The 16326-nt window shown below is 60.3% G+C and carries 15 protein-coding genes; 10 read left to right on the top strand and 5 right to left on the bottom strand.

All coding sequences use genetic code 11. From position 1 onward, the window contains the following. Nucleotides 1-11: 11 nt before the first annotated feature. Nucleotides 12-1169, bottom strand: coding sequence for an efflux RND transporter periplasmic adaptor subunit (locus NHU87_RS26425; RefSeq protein ID WP_253553927.1), 1158 nt, complete (start codon nt 1167-1169; stop codon nt 12-14). Between the two features lie 269 nt (nt 1170-1438). Here NHU87_RS26425 and NHU87_RS26420 point away from each other — a divergent pair, with 269 nt between their 5' ends. Both NHU87_RS26420 and NHU87_RS26415 read left to right on the top strand, forming a co-directional pair. After that, entirely contained in the window at nt 1439-2140 is a 702-nt protein-coding gene (locus tag NHU87_RS26420; RefSeq protein ID WP_253553925.1) for a response regulator transcription factor, read from the top strand. A 4-nt stretch (nt 2141-2144) separates the two neighbouring features. Next, nucleotides 2145-3446 carry an ATP-binding protein gene (locus NHU87_RS26415; protein ID WP_253553923.1) on the top strand — a complete coding sequence of 434 codons (1302 nt, stop codon included), beginning with the start codon at nt 2145-2147 and terminating at the stop codon, nt 3444-3446. 205 nt (nt 3447-3651) lie between these two features. On the opposite strand, the gene pncA is transcribed toward NHU87_RS26415, so the two are convergent. Further along, complete coding sequence (gene pncA / locus NHU87_RS26410; protein ID WP_253553921.1) at nt 3652-4281, bottom strand: bifunctional nicotinamidase/pyrazinamidase; 630 nt, start codon at nt 4279-4281, stop codon at nt 3652-3654. 330 nt (nt 4282-4611) lie between these two features. On the opposite strand from pncA, the gene NHU87_RS26405 reads away from it, so the two are divergent. Next, complete coding sequence (locus NHU87_RS26405; RefSeq protein WP_253553919.1) at nt 4612-5424, top strand: crotonase/enoyl-CoA hydratase family protein; 813 nt, start codon at nt 4612-4614, stop codon at nt 5422-5424. A gap of 6 nt (nt 5425-5430) precedes the next feature. Further along, complete coding sequence (nudC, locus tag NHU87_RS26400; RefSeq protein ID WP_253553917.1) at nt 5431-6261, top strand: NAD(+) diphosphatase; 831 nt, start codon at nt 5431-5433, stop codon at nt 6259-6261. Here nudC and NHU87_RS26395 read toward each other — a convergent pair. From NHU87_RS26395 to NHU87_RS26385, 3 genes are all read right to left on the bottom strand, one after another. Beyond that, a complete protein-coding gene (locus tag NHU87_RS26395) occupies nt 6229-7008 on the bottom strand; it encodes a TSUP family transporter (protein WP_253553914.1) in 780 nt (259 codons plus the stop codon). The genes nudC and NHU87_RS26395 overlap by 33 nt on opposite strands. Before the next feature lie 245 nt (nt 7009-7253). Continuing rightward, the gene (locus NHU87_RS26390) at nt 7254-7730 is read right to left on the bottom strand and encodes a DUF1348 family protein (protein WP_253553912.1); all 477 of its coding nucleotides are present in this window, start codon (nt 7728-7730) and stop codon (nt 7254-7256) included. Nucleotides 7731-7786: 56 nt separating this feature from the next. Continuing rightward, the gene (locus tag NHU87_RS26385) at nt 7787-8350 is read right to left on the bottom strand and encodes a TetR/AcrR family transcriptional regulator (RefSeq protein ID WP_253553910.1); all 564 of its coding nucleotides are present in this window, start codon (nt 8348-8350) and stop codon (nt 7787-7789) included. Between the two features lie 240 nt (nt 8351-8590). On the opposite strand from NHU87_RS26385, the gene pssA reads away from it, so the two are divergent. The 6 genes from pssA to NHU87_RS26355 all read left to right on the top strand — a co-directional run bounded on the left by pssA (nt 8591) and on the right by NHU87_RS26355 (nt 16292). Beyond that, complete coding sequence (pssA, locus tag NHU87_RS26380; RefSeq protein WP_253553908.1) at nt 8591-9934, top strand: CDP-diacylglycerol--serine O-phosphatidyltransferase; 1344 nt, start codon at nt 8591-8593, stop codon at nt 9932-9934. A gap of 170 nt (nt 9935-10104) precedes the next feature. Next, nucleotides 10105-11121: an AraC family transcriptional regulator gene (locus tag NHU87_RS26375; protein WP_253553905.1), complete on the top strand. Its 1017-nt coding sequence runs from the start codon at nt 10105-10107 to the stop codon at nt 11119-11121. A 255-nt stretch (nt 11122-11376) separates the two neighbouring features. After that, nucleotides 11377-13041, top strand: a complete 1665-nt coding sequence (locus NHU87_RS26370) for an AMP-binding protein (RefSeq protein ID WP_253553903.1) — start codon at nt 11377-11379, stop codon at nt 13039-13041. A 16-nt stretch (nt 13042-13057) separates the two neighbouring features. Continuing rightward, complete coding sequence (locus tag NHU87_RS26365; protein ID WP_253553901.1) at nt 13058-13819, top strand: SDR family NAD(P)-dependent oxidoreductase; 762 nt, start codon at nt 13058-13060, stop codon at nt 13817-13819. 11 nt (nt 13820-13830) lie between these two features. After that, on the top strand, nt 13831-15024 hold the full coding sequence (locus NHU87_RS26360) for an acetyl-CoA C-acyltransferase (RefSeq protein WP_253553898.1): 1194 nt from the start codon (nt 13831-13833) through the stop codon (nt 15022-15024). Between the two features lie 140 nt (nt 15025-15164). Further along, nucleotides 15165-16292 carry an acyl-CoA dehydrogenase gene (locus NHU87_RS26355; protein ID WP_007900180.1) on the top strand — a complete coding sequence of 376 codons (1128 nt, stop codon included), beginning with the start codon at nt 15165-15167 and terminating at the stop codon, nt 16290-16292. Nucleotides 16293-16326 lie beyond the last annotated feature (34 nt).

The raw sequence follows: 16326 nt of genomic DNA, 5'->3' as shown, positions 1-16326 counted from the left end.
AAGCGTCCTGCTTACTGACCAGAAACCTGGGCAAGTGGAAGAGGGGTGTCATCTATCTGGACTTTTTCGCCTGGGCGCGCATGTTGCAGGCCTTCAGTGACGATGCGGTCGCCGGGCTTGAGGCCGTGGGTGACGATCCAGCGATCGTTCTGCACCGGGCCCAGTTCGACCGGCTGCTGGCCAATCCGCTGCTCGGCGTCGAGCAGCAGCACTTGGGCAACGCCGGCGCTGTCACGCTGGATGGCCCGTTGTGGCACGCTGATACCTTGCTGATTGAACGCTTGCTCCAGACGCACGCGAACGAAGCTGCCCGGCAGCAAGTCGAGGTCGGGGTTGGGGAACTCGCTGCGCAGAATGATCTGACCGGTGCCCGGGTCGACGGTGATGTCGGTGAACAGTAACTTGCCCGGCAGCGGGTAGAGGCTGCCGTCATCCTGAATCAACGTGGCCTTGGCCTGACCTTGGCCCACTTCCTTTAACTGGCCGGAACGGAACGCGCGACGCAGGTCGTTGAGTTCACGGGTCGATTGCGTCAGATCGGCATGGATCGGATTCAACTGCTGAATCAGTGCCAGCGGCGTGGTTTCGTTTTGCCCTACCAGCGCGCCTTCGGTCACCAGCGCTCGGCCGATGCGTCCGGAAATCGGCGCCGTGACAGTGGCATAACCCAGGTTCAGTTTCGCCCGCTCCACGGCGGCTTTGTTGGCAGCGACATCGGCGGCGGTCTGTCGGGCGTTGGCGCGGGCATTGTCGTAATCCTGGCCGCTGATGGCGTTGCCTTCGATCAACTGGGCGTAACGCTGCTCTTGCAGTCTGGCCTGGAACGCATTGGCCTCGGCCTTGCGCAATGCGGCTTCGGCGCTGTCCAGGTCGGCCTTGAATGGCGCCGGGTCGATACGGAATAGAACGTCGCCTTTTTTTACGTCACTGCCTTCACGGAAGGCCCGCTGCAACACCACGCCGGCCACACGGGCGCGCACTTCGGCGATGCGTGGTGCGGCAATCCGCCCGCTCAGCTCGCTGCTGATCGACAACGGCCGGGCTTCGATGGTCTCGATGCGCACCGTGGCCAGCGGAGCCTGTTCTTCGGCGGTCGAGGACTGGTCGCAAGCGCTCAGCGTCAACGCCAGTGCAATCAGGCTGAGCCGGGCAAGCAGATTCTTTGACATGTAAATACCCCAATAATGACCTCCCGTATCCTACGGGGAGCCGATGAGGGTAGCGGTGAAGCTTTGTAGGCGCTGTGTGAAATTGTGTAAGGGTTTTGCTCCTGGGCGTGTGAGGGCGTATATCCTTGGCGGCTTGAATCCTTTGCGCCTGTTATGCCGCCTTCGCGGGCAAGCCTCGCTCCTACAGAGGTATCGCGAACCGCTGTAGGAGCGAAGCTTGCCCGCGAAGAGGCCCTCAAGGTCACCACTGCACTTTCTGGAAACACCCCATGCCCAATATCCTCCTGGTCGAAGACGACACCGCGCTCTCCGAACTGATTGCCAGCTACCTGGAACGCAACGGCTATTGCGTCAGCGTGATCAGCCGTGGCGACCTTGTGCGCGAACGGGCGCGGGTCAATCCTCCGGATCTGGTGATTCTCGATTTGATGCTGCCGGGGCTCGACGGGTTGCAGGTCTGCCGCTTGTTGCGGGCCGATTCGGCGACGTTGCCGATCCTGATGCTCACCGCCCGCGACGACAGTCACGATCAAGTGCTGGGCCTGGAGATGGGCGCCGATGACTACGTCACCAAACCTTGTGAGCCGCGGGTGTTGCTGGCCCGGGTGCGGACCTTGCTGCGCCGCAGCAGCCTCAGCGAACCGATGACCGCCAACGACCGCATTCTCATGGGCAATCTGTGCATCGACCTGTCTGAGCGCACCGTGACCTGGCGCGAGCAACTGGTCGAGCTGTCCAGCGGTGAATACAACTTGCTGGTGGTGCTGGCCCGGCATGCCGGCGAAGTGCTGAGTCGCGACCAGATTCTGCAACGCTTGCGCGGTATCGAATTCAACGGCACCGACCGTTCGGTGGACGTGGCCATCTCCAAACTGCGACGCAAGTTCGACGACCACGCCGGTGAGGCGCGCAAGATCAAAACCGTGTGGGGCAAGGGCTACCTGTTCAGCCGCTCCGAGTGGGAATGCTGAGTCGATGTTCAGAATCCTGTTTCGCCTTTATCTGGTGACTATCGTCTCGTTCAGCGCTGCGATTTATCTGGTGCCGGACCTGGTGATCCAGGTTTTTCATGAGCGCTTCGTGACCTACAACCTCGATTACTCCCGAGGATTGCAAACGCTGATCGCCAAGCAGTTTCGCGCCGTGCCTTCAGGGCAGTGGCCGGCACTGGCGGCCGAGATGGACAAGGAATTCCAGCCGTTGCACATCGTGCTGACCCGCAATGACGACGCTGAATTCACCCAGGATGAGCGGCAACGCTTGCAGCGCGGCGAGAATGTCGTGCGTATTGGCGACTGGGGCTGGCGCACTTTGGCGGTGGCGCCGTTGAACGAGCAGATGGTGGTGAAAATGGTCGTGCCGCCGGACCCGACGGACGTCAGTTGGTTGTACTGGAGCATCAACGTGCTGATCGGCGCGACCATGCTCGCCTGTCTGTTGCTGTGGTTGCGCCCGCACTGGCGCGATCTGGAACGGCTCAAAGGCACCGCCGAACGCTTCGGCAAGGGCCACCTGAGCGAGCGCACGCAGATTTCCCCCAGCTCCAACATCGGCAGTCTGGCCCACGTGTTCGACACCATGGCGGGCGACATCGAAAACCTGCTCAACCAGCAACGCGATTTGCTCAACGCTGTGTCCCACGAACTGCGCACGCCACTGACGCGGCTGGATTTCGGCCTGGCCCTGGCGCTGTCCGACGACTTGCCAGCCACCAGCCGCGAGCGTCTGCAAGGTTTGGTCGCGCACATTCGCGAACTGGATGAATTGGTGCTGGAATTGCTGTCCTACAGCCGATTGCAAAACCCGGCGCGGCTGCCGGAACAGGTCGATGTGTCGCTGGATGAATTCATCGACAGCATCCTCGGCAGTGTCGATGAAGAATTGGAATCCCCGGAAATCGTCATTGATGTGCTGCTTAACGGCCAGCTCGAACGCTTCTCGCTGGACCCGCGACTCACCGCCCGGGCAATCCAGAACCTGCTGCGCAACGCCATGCGCTATTGCGAAAAACGCATTCAGATCGGCGTGCAGGTGTGCCCCAAGGGGTGCGAGATCTGGGTGGATGACGATGGCATCGGCATTCCTGAGGAAGAGCGGGAGCGGATTTTCGAGCCGTTTTATCGGCTGGATCGTAGTCGGGATCGTGCTACTGGCGGGTTTGGGTTGGGCCTGGCGATCAGCCGCCGGGCGCTGGAAGCACAGAGCGGCACACTCACCGCGCAAGCATCGCCGCTGGGGGGCGCACGGTTTCGGTTGTGGTTGCCAACCCCAGTCTAATGCTGGTCAACCAAGCCGAAATCCGACCGTAGCAGCTGCCGAGCCTGCGAGGCTGCGTTCGGCTGCGAAGCAGTCGTAAAGTGAGGCAACCGATTCTTTCAGGAAGACAGTGTTCGCCGGGATTGCGAGGACTTCGTCCTCGAACGCAGCCTCGCAGGCTCGGCAGCTGCTACAAGGGGATCACCAGTCACAGATTATTGAGCGTTCAGCCGAGTAATTCGGTTGATGGAATCAACCCGACCCCCGCCACCTGCATCCGGTCAATTGCTGCCGCCAGCGATCCATCCAGATCAATCGCCCGACACGCATCCATCACCACAAACGCATTGAACCCCGCCGCTCTCGCGTCCAGCGCAGAGAACATCACGCAGAAATCCAGTGCCAGACCGACCATGTACACCGTGTCGATGCCGCGTTCTTTAAGGTAGCCGGCCAAGCCTGTGGTGGTGGTTCGATCCGCTTCCAGAAACGCCGAATAACTGTCGATGTCCGGGTTGCAGCCCTTGCGGATGATCAGTTGGGCATGGGGCAGGTCCAGTTCCGCGTGGAACTCGGCACCGGGTGTGGCTCGCACACAGTGCTCTGGCCAAAGTGTCTGCTCGCCGTAAGGCAACTGAATCACGTCGTAAGGCTTGCGACCGGGGTGGCTGGAAGCGAACGAGGCATGGCCGGGCGGGTGCCAGTCCTGGGCAATGATGACCTGCTTGAACTGGCGACCGAGGCGGTTGATCAAGGGCACGATCAGGTCACCCTCCGGCACCGGTAATTGACCGCCGGGGATGAAGTCGTTCTGTACGTCGATAACTAGCAAGGCTGCACGTGAAGAGATTGGCATGGGTAGGGTTCCTCCTTGGAAAGTCAGGGGCAAGCATAGTGATAACTTTGCTCGTGCGCTAAGTCGGATTTATTAAATGGCTGCGTTTGTGACAGTGCAGGGCAGTTGGATCGGCGGTGTGGCCTTCGCGGGCAAGCCTCGCTCCTACAGGTTATGTGTCGGTCGCGCGTTCATTCCCCTGTAGGAGCGAGGCTTGCCCGCGAAGAGGCCTGTCCAGACACCACAAAACCCGCAGCAGTCCCGCATTTGGCCGAACCGCTGCCTTACTGCCGGCACTGATGCCTTGTTATAGTTCGGGCCTCATATTCTGTCCGGTAAAGGATCACTGCCATGTCTCAATACACCGCCTTCAGCGTCGAACTGGCCGATAACATCGCTCATGTGCAGATCAACCGCCCGGAAAAGATCAATTCGATGAACGCCGCGTTCTGGAGCGAGATCATCGAGATTTTCCACTGGATCGATGACACCGACGAAGTCCGGGCAGTGGTACTCAGTGGCGCCGGCAAGCATTTTTCTTCCGGCATCGACCTGATGATGCTGGCCGGTGTGGCCAATGAGCTGGGCAAGGATGTCGGCCGCAATGCGCGCCTGCTGCGGCGCAAGATCCTCACGCTGCAAGCCTCGTTCAATGCCGTCGACAATTGCCGCAAACCGGTGCTGGCGGCGATTCAGGGTTATTGCCTGGGCGGCGCCATCGACCTGATCTCGGCCTGTGACATGCGTTACGCGGCCGAAGACGCGCAATTTTCCATCAAGGAAATCGACATCGGCATGGCCGCCGATGTAGGCACTTTGCAACGCTTGCCACGGATAATCGGTGACGGCATGCTGCGTGAACTGGCTTACACTGGTCGCACCTTTGGCGCCGATGAAGCGCGCACCATCGGCCTGGTCAATCGCGTCTACAGCGATACCGCCAGCCTGCTTGAAGGTGTGATGAGCATTGCTCGCGAGATCGCCAGCAAGTCGCCGATCGCTATCACCGGCACCAAAGAGATGATCAGCTACATGCGCGACCATCGCATCGACGACGGTCTCGAATACGTCGCCACCTGGAACGCCGCCATGCTGCAATCCACCGATCTGCGCGTGGCCATGGCCGCCCATATGAGCAAACAGAAACCCGAATTTCTGGATTGATTAACCATGATTTCACGCTGGACCACCGCAGTACTGGACACCGATCAACCCGGCGGTTGGGCCGTGGCACGCAGCCCCGAGGGCTTTCTGTTCGATGACAATGGCGCGCTGTTTCCACGCGAATGGCTCAAGCGTCAGGACCTGTCGATTCTCGCCGAGCATGGCATCGGTCACCTGGATGGCGAACCGGTCTACCTGCTGGAGTTGCGCAGTCACAGCGAAGTGCCGGGCTGCAACTGGAAAGGCCTGCGAGCGTTCATGCTCGAGGGCGATCACACCGTCTACAAGGTTCTCGGCTACGCCGCACAAATCGGGACCTGGGCTCGTGAACACCGTTTTTGCGGCAATTGCGGGCAGGTGATGCTTCAGGTGCCGCGTGAGCGGGCGATGTACTGTGAACCGTGTGATATACGCCACTATCCGCGCATTTCACCGAGCATGATTGTGCTGGTGACCCGTGGCGACGAGGTTCTGTTGGCCCGCTCGCCGCGATTTGTCACCGGGGTCTACAGCACGTTGGCGGGGTTTGCCGAACCGGGTGAATCGGCTGAGGACTGCCTGATTCGCGAGGTCCGCGAAGAGGTGCAGATCGAGGTCAAGAATATCCAGTACATGGGCAGTCAGTGCTGGCCGTTCCCGCATTCAATGATGCTCGGTTTTCACGCCGAATACGCCGGCGGCGAGATTGTCTGTCAGGAAGACGAGATCGAAGACGCCCAGTGGTTCAACGTGCACGAGCTGCCGCCGTTGCCGGCGTCTCGCTCGATTGCCCGTTACCTGATCGACGTCTATGTGGCGCGACGCTTAGGCCACGCTGAACCAGTGCTGCCAGGCTAACCGGACGGTCAAGCCGAGCACCACGGTGATGAACACCGGACGAATGAATTTCGCACCGCCGCTGATGGCGGTGCGCGCGCCGAAGAACGCGCCGACCATCACCGACAGGCCCATGCTCAGGCCGATGATCCAGTCCACCTGCCCGGAAAATATGAACACCGACAGCGCCGCGATGTTGCTGACGAAGTTCATGCTGCGCGCCACGCCGCTGGCCTTGACCAGGTCGATGGGGTAGAGCATCAGGCTGCTGACGGTCCAGAACGCCCCCGTTCCCGGGCCGGCCACGCCGTCGTAGAAACCGAGGCTGAAGCCTTGGGGCGATTGCCACTTTTTCTTGATCGGTGCATCGCTGTCCAGCGGCGCTTTCGGTGTGCCGCCGAACAACAGGTACAGGCCGCAGGCGAAAACGATCACCGGTAGCATCTTGTTCAGCCATTCCGCCGGCAAGTAATGAGCGACCACGGCGCCGGTGAGTGCGCCCACCAGGGTACCGACGATGGCGTGCACCCATTGCCGCGGATGGAACAGCTTGCGCCGGTAGAAGGTGAAACTGGCAACGGCCGAACCGAAGGTCGAACTGAGCTTGTTGGTGCCCAGCACCAGGTGCGGCGGCAGGCCGGCAGTCAGCAGCGCCGGAGTGGTCAACAGACCACCACCGCCGGCGATGGCGTCGATGAAACCGGCAATGAAAGCGACAAGGGCCAGAACAGCCAGGGTAGTGAGGTCAACGCTGAGTTCGAAAGGCATGGAATCGGCTTATTTGGCAGGGTGCAGAAAGGGCTGCACGAAAGGCCGGTATCTTACCCACATCCAACTTCTGCGGCGACCCATCTGGCCCTTTCGCGGGCAAGCCTCGCTCCTACAGGGGCACGCGTATCCCCGTAGGAGCGAGCGGTGCGGCGATCCGACTTGCCCGCGAAGACATCAGCCCAGACGACACATTATTTGTGCTGCGGCCTATTACCTTCGGCAGCGTCTACAGGGGATTGTGTTTACAGACCCAGCTCGGACAAACCCGGATGATCATCCGGCCGACGGCCCAGCGGCCAGTGGAACTTGCGGTCGCTTTCCTTGATCGGCATGTCGTTGATGCAGGCGTAACGGTTGAACATCAAGCCGTTCTCGTCGAACTCCCAGTTCTCGTTGCCGTAGGAGCGGAACCAGTTGCCTGAGTCGTCATGCCATTCGTAGGCGTAACGCACAGCGATACGGTTGTCGCCATGGGCCCAGAGTTCCTTGATCAGCCGATAGTCCAGTTCCTTGGCCCATTTACGGGTCAGAAAACTTTTGGCTTCTTCGCGGTTGTGGGCGAACTCGGCGCGGTTACGCCACTGGGTGTCCAGGGTGTAGGCCAGCGACACCCGTTCCGGGTCGCGGGAGTTCCAGCCGTCTTCGGCCAGGCGAACTTTTTCGATGGCCGATTCACGGGTGAACGGCGGCAATGGCGGACGAACTTCGGCAGTAGACATATCAAGTCTCCCTATCAAATTAACGTTCAAGCAAGTTGTCGGGCTTATTAAAAGTGTTACAGGTCCAATAACTTTCGCGCCATGCATTGCGCATTATCGGCGGCACTGTGATCACCCATCACAAGCGCTACGGTAATGGCACCGTCGATCAGGATCAGCAGCTGTTTGGCCAGCGTCTCCGGGTCTGTTGCGCCATGTTCGGTACAGAGCTCGCGCACGTAGTCGAGCAGCTTCTGTTTGTGGTCTTTGGCGACCAGGCGAACCGGGTCTTGCGCATCGCCGGTTTCGCCGCTGGTGTTGATGAATGCGCAACCGCGAAAGCCTTCGGAGGCGAACCAGGTCTTGAGCACGGTAAACAGGTTGAGCAGCCGCTCGGCCGGGGTTTGTGCCTGGCCGACTTCGCTTCGATACCAATTCATCCAGCGCACATCGCGACGTTGCAGGGCCGCGACGGTGAGCTCCTCCTTGTTGGCGAAGTAGCGGTAAATACTTTTTCTGGAGACGCCGGCGGTTTTCACCAGAAGATCCATGCCGGTGGCAGCGATGCCACTTTTGTAGATCAACTTTTCGGTGACATCCAGAATGATGTCGCGTGTGGCGTTGCTAGTGATTTCGTTCATGGGGCTAACAGTAGAATGATCGTTCTTCTTGGTCAAGTGGTTATTTGTAGTGGCTGTTAGATTGCCTTCGCGGGCAAGCCTCGCTCCTACAGGATTTGTATAGTCGCAATTATCCCAAACGATGAAAAACCGTAGGAGCGAGGCTTGCCCGCGAAGAGGCCCTTACAGACAGTAACAAGACCCGAACAGATCCATGGTGTAAGCTCTCGGGTTCTTCGGATTCGACCCTTTGCGAGCCCTATGCCGTCGCTTTTCAAACGCTCTCTGCTGCCTAAACTGCGCAGTTTTCCGCTGACCGCCGATGCCGTCACCATCCTCTCTGGCGCCGCCGAGTTCCGTCGTTGCCTGCTGGAACAAATCGCCCAGGCAACCCAGCGCATCTATATCGTCGCGCTGTACCTGCAACAGGATGAGGCCGGGCAGGAAATCCTCGATGCCCTGCACGCCGCCAAACTGGCGCGCCCGGAACTGGATGTGGTGGTGGTTGTGGATTGGTTGCGCGCTCAGCGCGGTTTGATCGGTGCCGGCAAGCAGCCGGGCAACTCGGCCTGGTATCAGGAAACGACCCGCACCCACGAAAGCGTGGTGCCGGTGTACGGTGTGCCGGTGCAGACTCGCGAGCTGTTCGGCGTGCTGCATTTGAAGGGCTTCGTGATCGACGATTGCGTGCTCTACAGCGGCGCGAGCCTGAACAACGTTTATCTGCATAAATTCGACAAGTACCGCTTCGACCGTTATCACCTGCTGCAGAACCACACGCTGGCTGATTCGATGCAGCACTTGATTCAGCACGGTCTGATTGCCTCCAAAGCGGTGCATCGTCTCGACCTACCGAACCTGCCGACCACCCGCAGCCTGCGCAACGACATCGGTGACTTGCGCAGCCGCCTCAAGCACGCGGCGTACGACACCACGGCGGGCAGCATGGCGAAGGGCGGTTTATCCGTCAGTCCATTGCTCGGTGTGGGCAAGAACAACCCGTTGAGTCGGGTGATCTGTGAGCTGATCGCCAGCGCCCGCCATCAGCTGACCATCTGCACGCCGTACTTCAACCTGCCACTGGCAGTGACCCGGGAAATCAATCGAGCCCTGGCCCGCGGCGTGAAGATCGACATCATCGTCGGCGACAAAACCGCCAACGACTTTTACATTCCGCCCAGCGAGCCGTTCAAGGTGATCGCGGCGCTGCCATACCTTTACGAAATCAGCCTGCGACGCTTCGCCAAGCGTCATCAGCGCAGCATCGACAGTGGTAAGCTGAACCTGCATTTGTGGAAGGATGGCGACAATACCTATCACCTGAAGGGCATGTGGATCGATCAGCGCTACACCTTGCTGACCGGCAACAACCTCAACCCACGGGCGTTCCGTCTCGACCTGGAAAACGCATTGCTTATTGATGATCCAAAAGGGGAGTTGCTGGGGCCGCGTGGTGATGAGTTGGCGGAGATTTTCCGGCACACCAGCCGCATCGAGCGGTATCAGGATCTGGAAACGCTGACGGATTACCCGGCGGGAGTGGCCAAGTTTCTCAAGCGTGTGAGTCGGGTACGGATCGAGCGGTTGTTGTATCGGATTTTGTAGGGATTAGCACGGTGGGGCAGGTGTGGTGCCTGCTCGCGAAAGCGGTGTGTCAGGCGACATCAATGTTGACTGTATGCGCAGGATTCAGGCTTCCCACAGGGCTCTGCGCCGGGCTGGTGGCTGCGCTAATATGCTCACCACTCAAACAAGAACAAGGCTCACCCCGGTCCATGTCGGAAAAAGACACCATCTCCATCCAACTGGTGCGTGAAGCGCTGTTGCAAAGTTGCGCCCCGGGCGCTGCCACCGAAGAGGTGTTGAACAAGGTCGGCATCGATCCGGCATTGCTGGATACAGCCGACGCGCGTGTTCCGGCCACTGCTTATGCAAGGCTGTGGCGCTTGTTGGCCCGGCGCGGGGACGATGAGTTTTTTGGCATGGACCAGCGCAAGCTCAAGTCCGGCAGCCTGGAGTTCCTGTGTCGTTGCTCTATGGTTCAGTCGAACCTGGCCGCCGGGCTGACCTCGGGGCTGAGCTTTCTGTCGTTGATGCTGGAGCGCATGTCCGCGCAACTGGTTCGCCAGCAAAGCCTGGCGGAAATCGTTCTGCTGGAAGATGACGAAGACCCGCGCCGCGCCTTCACCTACTTCACTTACTGGATGATCGTGCACGGCGTGGCCTGCTGGCTGGCGGGGCGGCGGATACCGATCCTGGCCATTGAACTCCGTTGCCCGGCGCCGGATTTTTGCGATGATTATCGGGTGATGTTCTCCGAGAACCTGCGGTTCGACCGGCCGCGCACGCGGATGATTTTCTCGGCCGATTGCCTGGATTTGCCGATCAAGCGCAGCGCTGAAGAGCTCAAGCGATTCCTCGCCCATGCGCCAGCGAACATTTTGGTCAAGTACCGCGATCCCGAGAGCCTGGCCAGTCGGATTAAACACGATCTTCGGCAACTGCCCGCCGAGCATTGGCCGGAAACCGAGGCGCTGGCGCAGCAGTTGTGCATGTCGGCCTCGACCCTGCGCCGCCGCTTGGCTGAAGAGGGGCAGACGTATCAGGGGCTCAAGGACAGCGTGCGCAAGGAACTGGCCATCGTCTGGCTGGCCGAACCGGCCATCAGCTTCGCCGAAATCGCCACCCGTTTGGGGTTTGCCGATGCGAGTTCGTTCTACAAGGCGTTTCGCAAGTGGTCGGGGTCAAATCCGGGGCATTATCGGAGTTTGATTCTTAACGAGGCCAGCTGATCCGGAACTTGTGTTGATTGGTCTGGCGCTTTCGCGGGCAAGCCTCGCTCCTACAGGGACGATGGTGATCCGGACCTGTAGGAGCGAGGCTTGCCCGCGAAGGCGTTCGTCCAGGCGACGCACCCCTTGAACCTTGGCCAAACCAGTCACACAACTTGATAGCTTTGACCATTGTCCCGTTCCCCGCGCAGAGCGAGTATTTCCCTGTTAATTACGGTTCCCCCAACCTAATAAAAATACAGAGGGATTCTGGCAATGCGCGATTACTTGTCTGCCACATCACAGTTCAATTATCAGCACACCGTCGATGCCGCGCTCACAGGGTCGTTGAGCGCGCTCAACGCCTGCGTCGAGTGTTGCGACCGGCATGCCTTGCCGGGGCGCATCGCGCTGTTCTGGGAAGGTCGCGACGGCGTCAGCGCGACCTACACCTTCAGCGACTTGCAGGACAAAGCCGCGCGGTTTGCCAATTTCCTGCTGGCCCAGGGCGTGAAGAAGGGCGATAAAGTCGCCGGCCTCTTGCCACGCAACATCGAATTATTGATCACCGTGCTCGCCACCTGGCGCATCGGCGCGGTCTATCAGCCGCTCTTTACGGCCTTCGGCCCGAAAGCCATCGAACATCGCCTCAACAGCTCCGGTGCAGCAGTCGTAGTCACCGATGCGGTCAATCGCCCGAAACTCGCTGAAGTGGACGACTGCCCGACCATCGTCACCGTCGGCGGCCCGAAAGGCCAAGGTATTGTTCAGGGTGATTTCAGTTTTTGGGCCGAACTGGCCAACTACTCCAATGTCTGCGAACCGGTATTGTTGACCGGTGAAGACCCGTTCCTGCTGATGTTCACCTCGGGCACCACCGGCCCGTCGAAAGCGCTGTCGGTGCCGCTCAAGGCGATCGTCGCGTTTCAGAGCTACACCCGTGACGCGGTGGACCTGCGCCCTGAAGACGCCTTCTGGAACGTCGCCGATCCGGGCTGGGCCTATGGCATCTATTTCGGCGTCACCGGGCCGATGGCGATGGGGCACCCGATCACCTTTTACGATGGCCCGTTCACCCTCGAAAGCACCTGCCGGGTGATCAACAAATACGGCATCACCAACCTCACCGGTTCGCCGACCGCCTACCGCTTGCTGATTGCCGGTGGCGACGAGTTTGCCCGTTCGATCAAGGGCAAGTTGCGCATCGTCAGCAGCGCCGGCGAGCCGCTGAACCCGGAAGTGATTCGCTGGTTCGCCGATAACCTCGGCGTAGTGATCCACGACCATTACGGCCAGACCGAGCTGGGCATGGTTTTGTGCAATCACCACGGCCTCGATCATCCGGTACACGTCGGCGCTGCCGGTTTCGCCTCGCCGGGCCACCGCATCGTGGTGCTCGACGACGAATACAACGAACTGGGCGTCGGCCAGCCAGGCATTCTGGCCATCGACCGTAGCCAGTCGCCAATGTGCTGGTTCGGCGGTTATGAAGGCGCACCGACCAAGGCCTTCGTCGGCAACTATTACCTGAGCGGCGACACCGTCGAGTGGAACCCGGACGGCAGCATCAGCTTCGTCGGCCGCAGCGACGACGTGATCACTACCTCAGGCTATCGCGTTGGCCCGTTCGACGTGGAAAGCGCATTGATCGAACACCCGGCAGTGGTCGAAGCGGCGGTGATCGGCAAGCCCGATCCGGAGCGCACCGAGCTGGTGAAAGCCTTCGTCGTGCTCAGCCCGCAATACCGTGCCGAACCTGCGCTCGCCGAAGAACTGCGCCAACACGTGCGCAAGCGTCTGGCGGCGCATTCGTACCCCCGTGAAATTGAATTTGTCAGCGAATTGCCGAAAACCCCAAGCGGCAAATTGCAGCGCTTTATCTTGCGCAACCAGGAAATCGCCAAGGCTCAAGAGGCCACCGCGAAGAACGTTTCAGCTTGAATCCAAGGAAACAATGATGCAGATCGAAAACAAGGTTTTTCTCGTCACCGGCGGTGCATCCGGCCTCGGTGCCGCCACCGCTGAAATGCTGATGGCTGCTGGCGCCAAGGTGATGCTGGTGGACATGAACGCTGAAGCCGTCGCGGCGCAGGCTGCACGTCTTGGCGCGCAAAGCGTGGTGGCCGACATCAGCAATGAAGCGGCTGCACAAGCGGCGGTGCAGGCGACGGTCAAAGCGTTTGGCGGCCTCAATGGTCTGGTCAACTGCGCTGGCATCGTGCGTGGCGAGAAGATCCTCGGCAAGAACGGCCCTCATGCACTGGACAGTTTCAGCCAGGTGATCAACGTCAATCTGATCGGCAGCTTCAACATGCTGCGCCTGGCAGCGGCGGCAATAGCCGAAACCGAAGCCGACGAAGATGGCGAGCGTGGCGTGATCATCAATACCGCGTCGGCCGCAGCCTTCGACGGCCAGATCGGTCAGGCCGCGTATTCAGCTTCGAAAGGCGCGATCGTCAGCCTGACCTTGCCCGCCGCCCGCGAACTGGCGCGCTTCGGCATCCGCGTGATGACCATCGCCCCGGGCATTTTCGAAACCCCGATGATGGCCGGCATGACCCCGGAAGTGCGCGAGTCGTTGGCCGCTGGCGTGCCGTTTCCACCGCGCTTGGGCAAGCCGAGCGAGTACGCCGCGCTGGTCAGGCATATCATAGAAAACAGCATGCTCAACGGTGAGGTGATCCGTCTCGACGGCGCCTTGCGCATGGCCGCCAAATAGGAGGATAAGACATGACACTTTCCAACGATCCGATTGTTATTGTCAGCGCCGTCCGCACCCCGATGGGCGGTTTCCAGGGCGAACTGAAAAGCCTGACCGCGCCGCAGCTGGGCGCCGCGGCAATTCGTGCTGCCGTCGAACGCGCCGGTGTCGCCCCTGAATCCGTCGAAGAAGTGTTGTTCGGTTGCGTGCTCTCCGCCGGCCTCGGCCAGGCCCCGGCGCGGCAAGCGGCACTGGGCGCCGGGCTGGATAAATCGACCCGCTGCACGACACTGAACAAGATGTGCGGCTCGGGCATGGAAGCCACGATTCTGGCCCACGACATGCTGATCGCCGGCAGTGCCGATGTGGTCGTCGCGGGGGGCATGGAAAGCATGTCCAACGCGCCGTATCTTCTGGACCGAGCCCGTAGCGGTTACCGCATGGGCCATGGCCGGGTGCTCGATCACATGTTCCTCGACGGTCTCGAAGACGCTTACGATAAGGGCCGCCTGATGGGCACCTTTGCCGAGGATTGCGCTGAAACCAACGGCTTTACCCGTGAAGCTCAGGATGCGTTTGCCATTGCTTCGACCACCCGCGCCCAACAGGCGATCAAGGACGGCAGTTTCAACGCCGAGATCGTGCCGCTCACCGTGATCGTCGGCAAAGAGCAGGTGCTGATCAGCCATGACGAACAGCCACCGAAAGCCAAACTGGACAAGATCGCCTCGCTGAAACCAGCGTTCCGCGATGGCGGCACCGTGACGGCGGCGAACTCCAGTTCGATCTCCGACGGCGCGGCGGCATTGGTGCTGATGCGCCGCTCCGAAGCAGAGAAACAAGGCTTGAAACCGCTGGCGGTGATTCATGGTCATGCTGCATTTGCCGACACGCCAGGGTTGTTCCCGGTGGCACCGGTGGGCGCTATCAAAAAGCTGATGAAGAAAACCGGCTGGTCGCTGGACGAAGTCGAGTTGTTCGAAGTCAACGAAGCCTTTGCGGTGGTCAGTCTGGTGACCATGACCAAACTGGAAATCCCCCACGAGAAGATCAACATCCACGGCGGTGCCTGCGCCTTGGGCCACCCGATTGGTGCGTCCGGCGCGCGGATCCTCGTGACTTTGCTCTCGGCCCTGCGCCAGAAAGGCCTGAAACGCGGTGTTGCAGCGATCTGCATTGGTGGCGGCGAAGCGACGGCCATGGCCGTGGAATGCCTGTACTAAGGCCCGCATAGTTTCTGTAGGAGCTGTCGAGTGAAACGAGGCTGCGATCTTTTGATCTTGTTTTTTAAGATCAAGATCAAAAGATCGCAGCCTCGTTTCACTCGACAGCTCCTACGGGCCATACATTTTAAGGACTTGGCATGATCCCCAATGACGAACAACTTCAGATCAGCGACGCGGCCCGGCAGTTTGCCCAGGAACGGCTGAAACCGTTCGCCGCCGAATGGGACCGTGAACATCGCTTCCCCAAGGAAGCCATCGGCGAGATGGCCGACCTGGGTTTCTTTGGCATGCTGGTGCCGGAGCAGTGGGGCGGTTGTGACACTGGTTACCTGGCCTACGCCATGGCGCTGGAAGAAATCGCTGCCGGCGATGGCGCCTGCTCGACCATCATGAGCGTGCACAACTCGGTGGGTTGCGTGCCGATCCTCAAGTTCGGCAACGACGATCAGAAAGAACGCTTCCTCAAGCCACTCGCCAGTGGCGCGATGCTCGGTGCGTTTGCCCTGACCGAACCGCAAGCCGGCTCCGACGCAAGCAGCCTGAAAACCCGTGCCCGGCTGGACGGCGATCACTACGTGCTCAACGGCTGCAAGCAGTTCATCACCTCCGGGCAAAACGCCGGGGTGGTGATTGTGTTTGCGGTGACCGACCCGAGTGCCGGCAAGCGCGGGATCACAGCGCTGATCGTGCCGACCGATTCGCCGGGCTATAAAGTCGCGCGGGTCGAAGACAAGCTCGGTCAGCATGCGTCCGATACCTGCCAGATCCTCTTCGAGGATGTGAAAGTCCCGGTGGCCAATCGACTGGGTGAGGAGGGCGAAGGCTACAAGATCGCCTTGGCCAACCTCGAAGGCGGCCGTGTCGGCATCGCCTCGCAATCGGTGGGCATGGCCCGCGCCGCGTTCGAAGCGGCCCGCGACTATGCTCGTGAACGCGAGAGCTTCGGCAAGCCGATCATCGAACACCAGGCGGTAGCGTTTCGCTTGGCAGACATGGCAACCCAGATCGCCGTCGCCCGGCAGATGGTGCATTACGCAGCGGCGTTGCGCGACAGCGGCAAACCGGCGCTGGTGGAAGCCTCCATGGCCAAGTTGTTCGCTTCGGAAATGGCCGAGAAGGTCTGCTCCTCGGCGTTGCAAACCCTTGGCGGTTACGGTTACCTGAACGACTTCCCGCTGGAGCGGATCTACCGCGACGTGCGGGTGTGCCAGATCTACGAAGGCACCAGCGACATTCAGCGCATGGTCATTTCGCGCAATCTTTAAAAGGAACCTGTAGGAGCTGTCGAGTGAAACGAGG

The sequence above is a fragment of the Pseudomonas mandelii genome, from assembly GCF_024138395.1.
In the GTDB taxonomy this organism is placed as follows: Bacteria; Pseudomonadota; Gammaproteobacteria; order Pseudomonadales; family Pseudomonadaceae; genus Aquipseudomonas; species Aquipseudomonas mandelii_E.
This window is presented reverse-complemented; position numbering and strand designations above follow the sequence as displayed.

What these genes read in the sequence shown, in the direction of transcription:
- NHU87_RS26385 (WP_253553910.1), bottom strand. Translation starts at nt 8,350, where the DNA reads ATGAACGAAATCACTAGCAACGCCACACGCGACATCATTCTGGATGTC.
- NHU87_RS26395 (WP_253553914.1), bottom strand. Translation starts at nt 7,008, where the DNA reads ATGCCTTTCGAACTCAGCGTTGACCTCACTACCCTGGCTGTTCTGGCC.
- NHU87_RS26425 (WP_253553927.1), bottom strand. Translation starts at nt 1,169, where the DNA reads ATGTCAAAGAATCTGCTTGCCCGGCTCAGCCTGATTGCACTGGCGTTG.
- NHU87_RS26365 (WP_253553901.1), top strand. Translation starts at nt 13,058, where the DNA reads ATGCAGATCGAAAACAAGGTTTTTCTCGTCACCGGCGGTGCATCCGGC.
- NHU87_RS26390 (WP_253553912.1), bottom strand. Translation starts at nt 7,730, where the DNA reads ATGTCTACTGCCGAAGTTCGTCCGCCATTGCCGCCGTTCACCCGTGAA.
- NHU87_RS26370 (WP_253553903.1), top strand. Translation starts at nt 11,377, where the DNA reads ATGCGCGATTACTTGTCTGCCACATCACAGTTCAATTATCAGCACACC.
- NHU87_RS26375 (WP_253553905.1), top strand. Translation starts at nt 10,105, where the DNA reads ATGTCGGAAAAAGACACCATCTCCATCCAACTGGTGCGTGAAGCGCTG.
- nudC (WP_253553917.1), top strand. Translation starts at nt 5,431, where the DNA reads ATGATTTCACGCTGGACCACCGCAGTACTGGACACCGATCAACCCGGC.
- NHU87_RS26415 (WP_253553923.1), top strand. Translation starts at nt 2,145, where the DNA reads ATGTTCAGAATCCTGTTTCGCCTTTATCTGGTGACTATCGTCTCGTTC.
- NHU87_RS26360 (WP_253553898.1), top strand. Translation starts at nt 13,831, where the DNA reads ATGACACTTTCCAACGATCCGATTGTTATTGTCAGCGCCGTCCGCACC.
- NHU87_RS26405 (WP_253553919.1), top strand. Translation starts at nt 4,612, where the DNA reads ATGTCTCAATACACCGCCTTCAGCGTCGAACTGGCCGATAACATCGCT.
- pncA (WP_253553921.1), bottom strand. Translation starts at nt 4,281, where the DNA reads ATGCCAATCTCTTCACGTGCAGCCTTGCTAGTTATCGACGTACAGAAC.
- pssA (WP_253553908.1), top strand. Translation starts at nt 8,591, where the DNA reads ATGCCGTCGCTTTTCAAACGCTCTCTGCTGCCTAAACTGCGCAGTTTT.
- NHU87_RS26420 (WP_253553925.1), top strand. Translation starts at nt 1,439, where the DNA reads ATGCCCAATATCCTCCTGGTCGAAGACGACACCGCGCTCTCCGAACTG.
- NHU87_RS26355 (WP_007900180.1), top strand. Translation starts at nt 15,165, where the DNA reads ATGATCCCCAATGACGAACAACTTCAGATCAGCGACGCGGCCCGGCAG.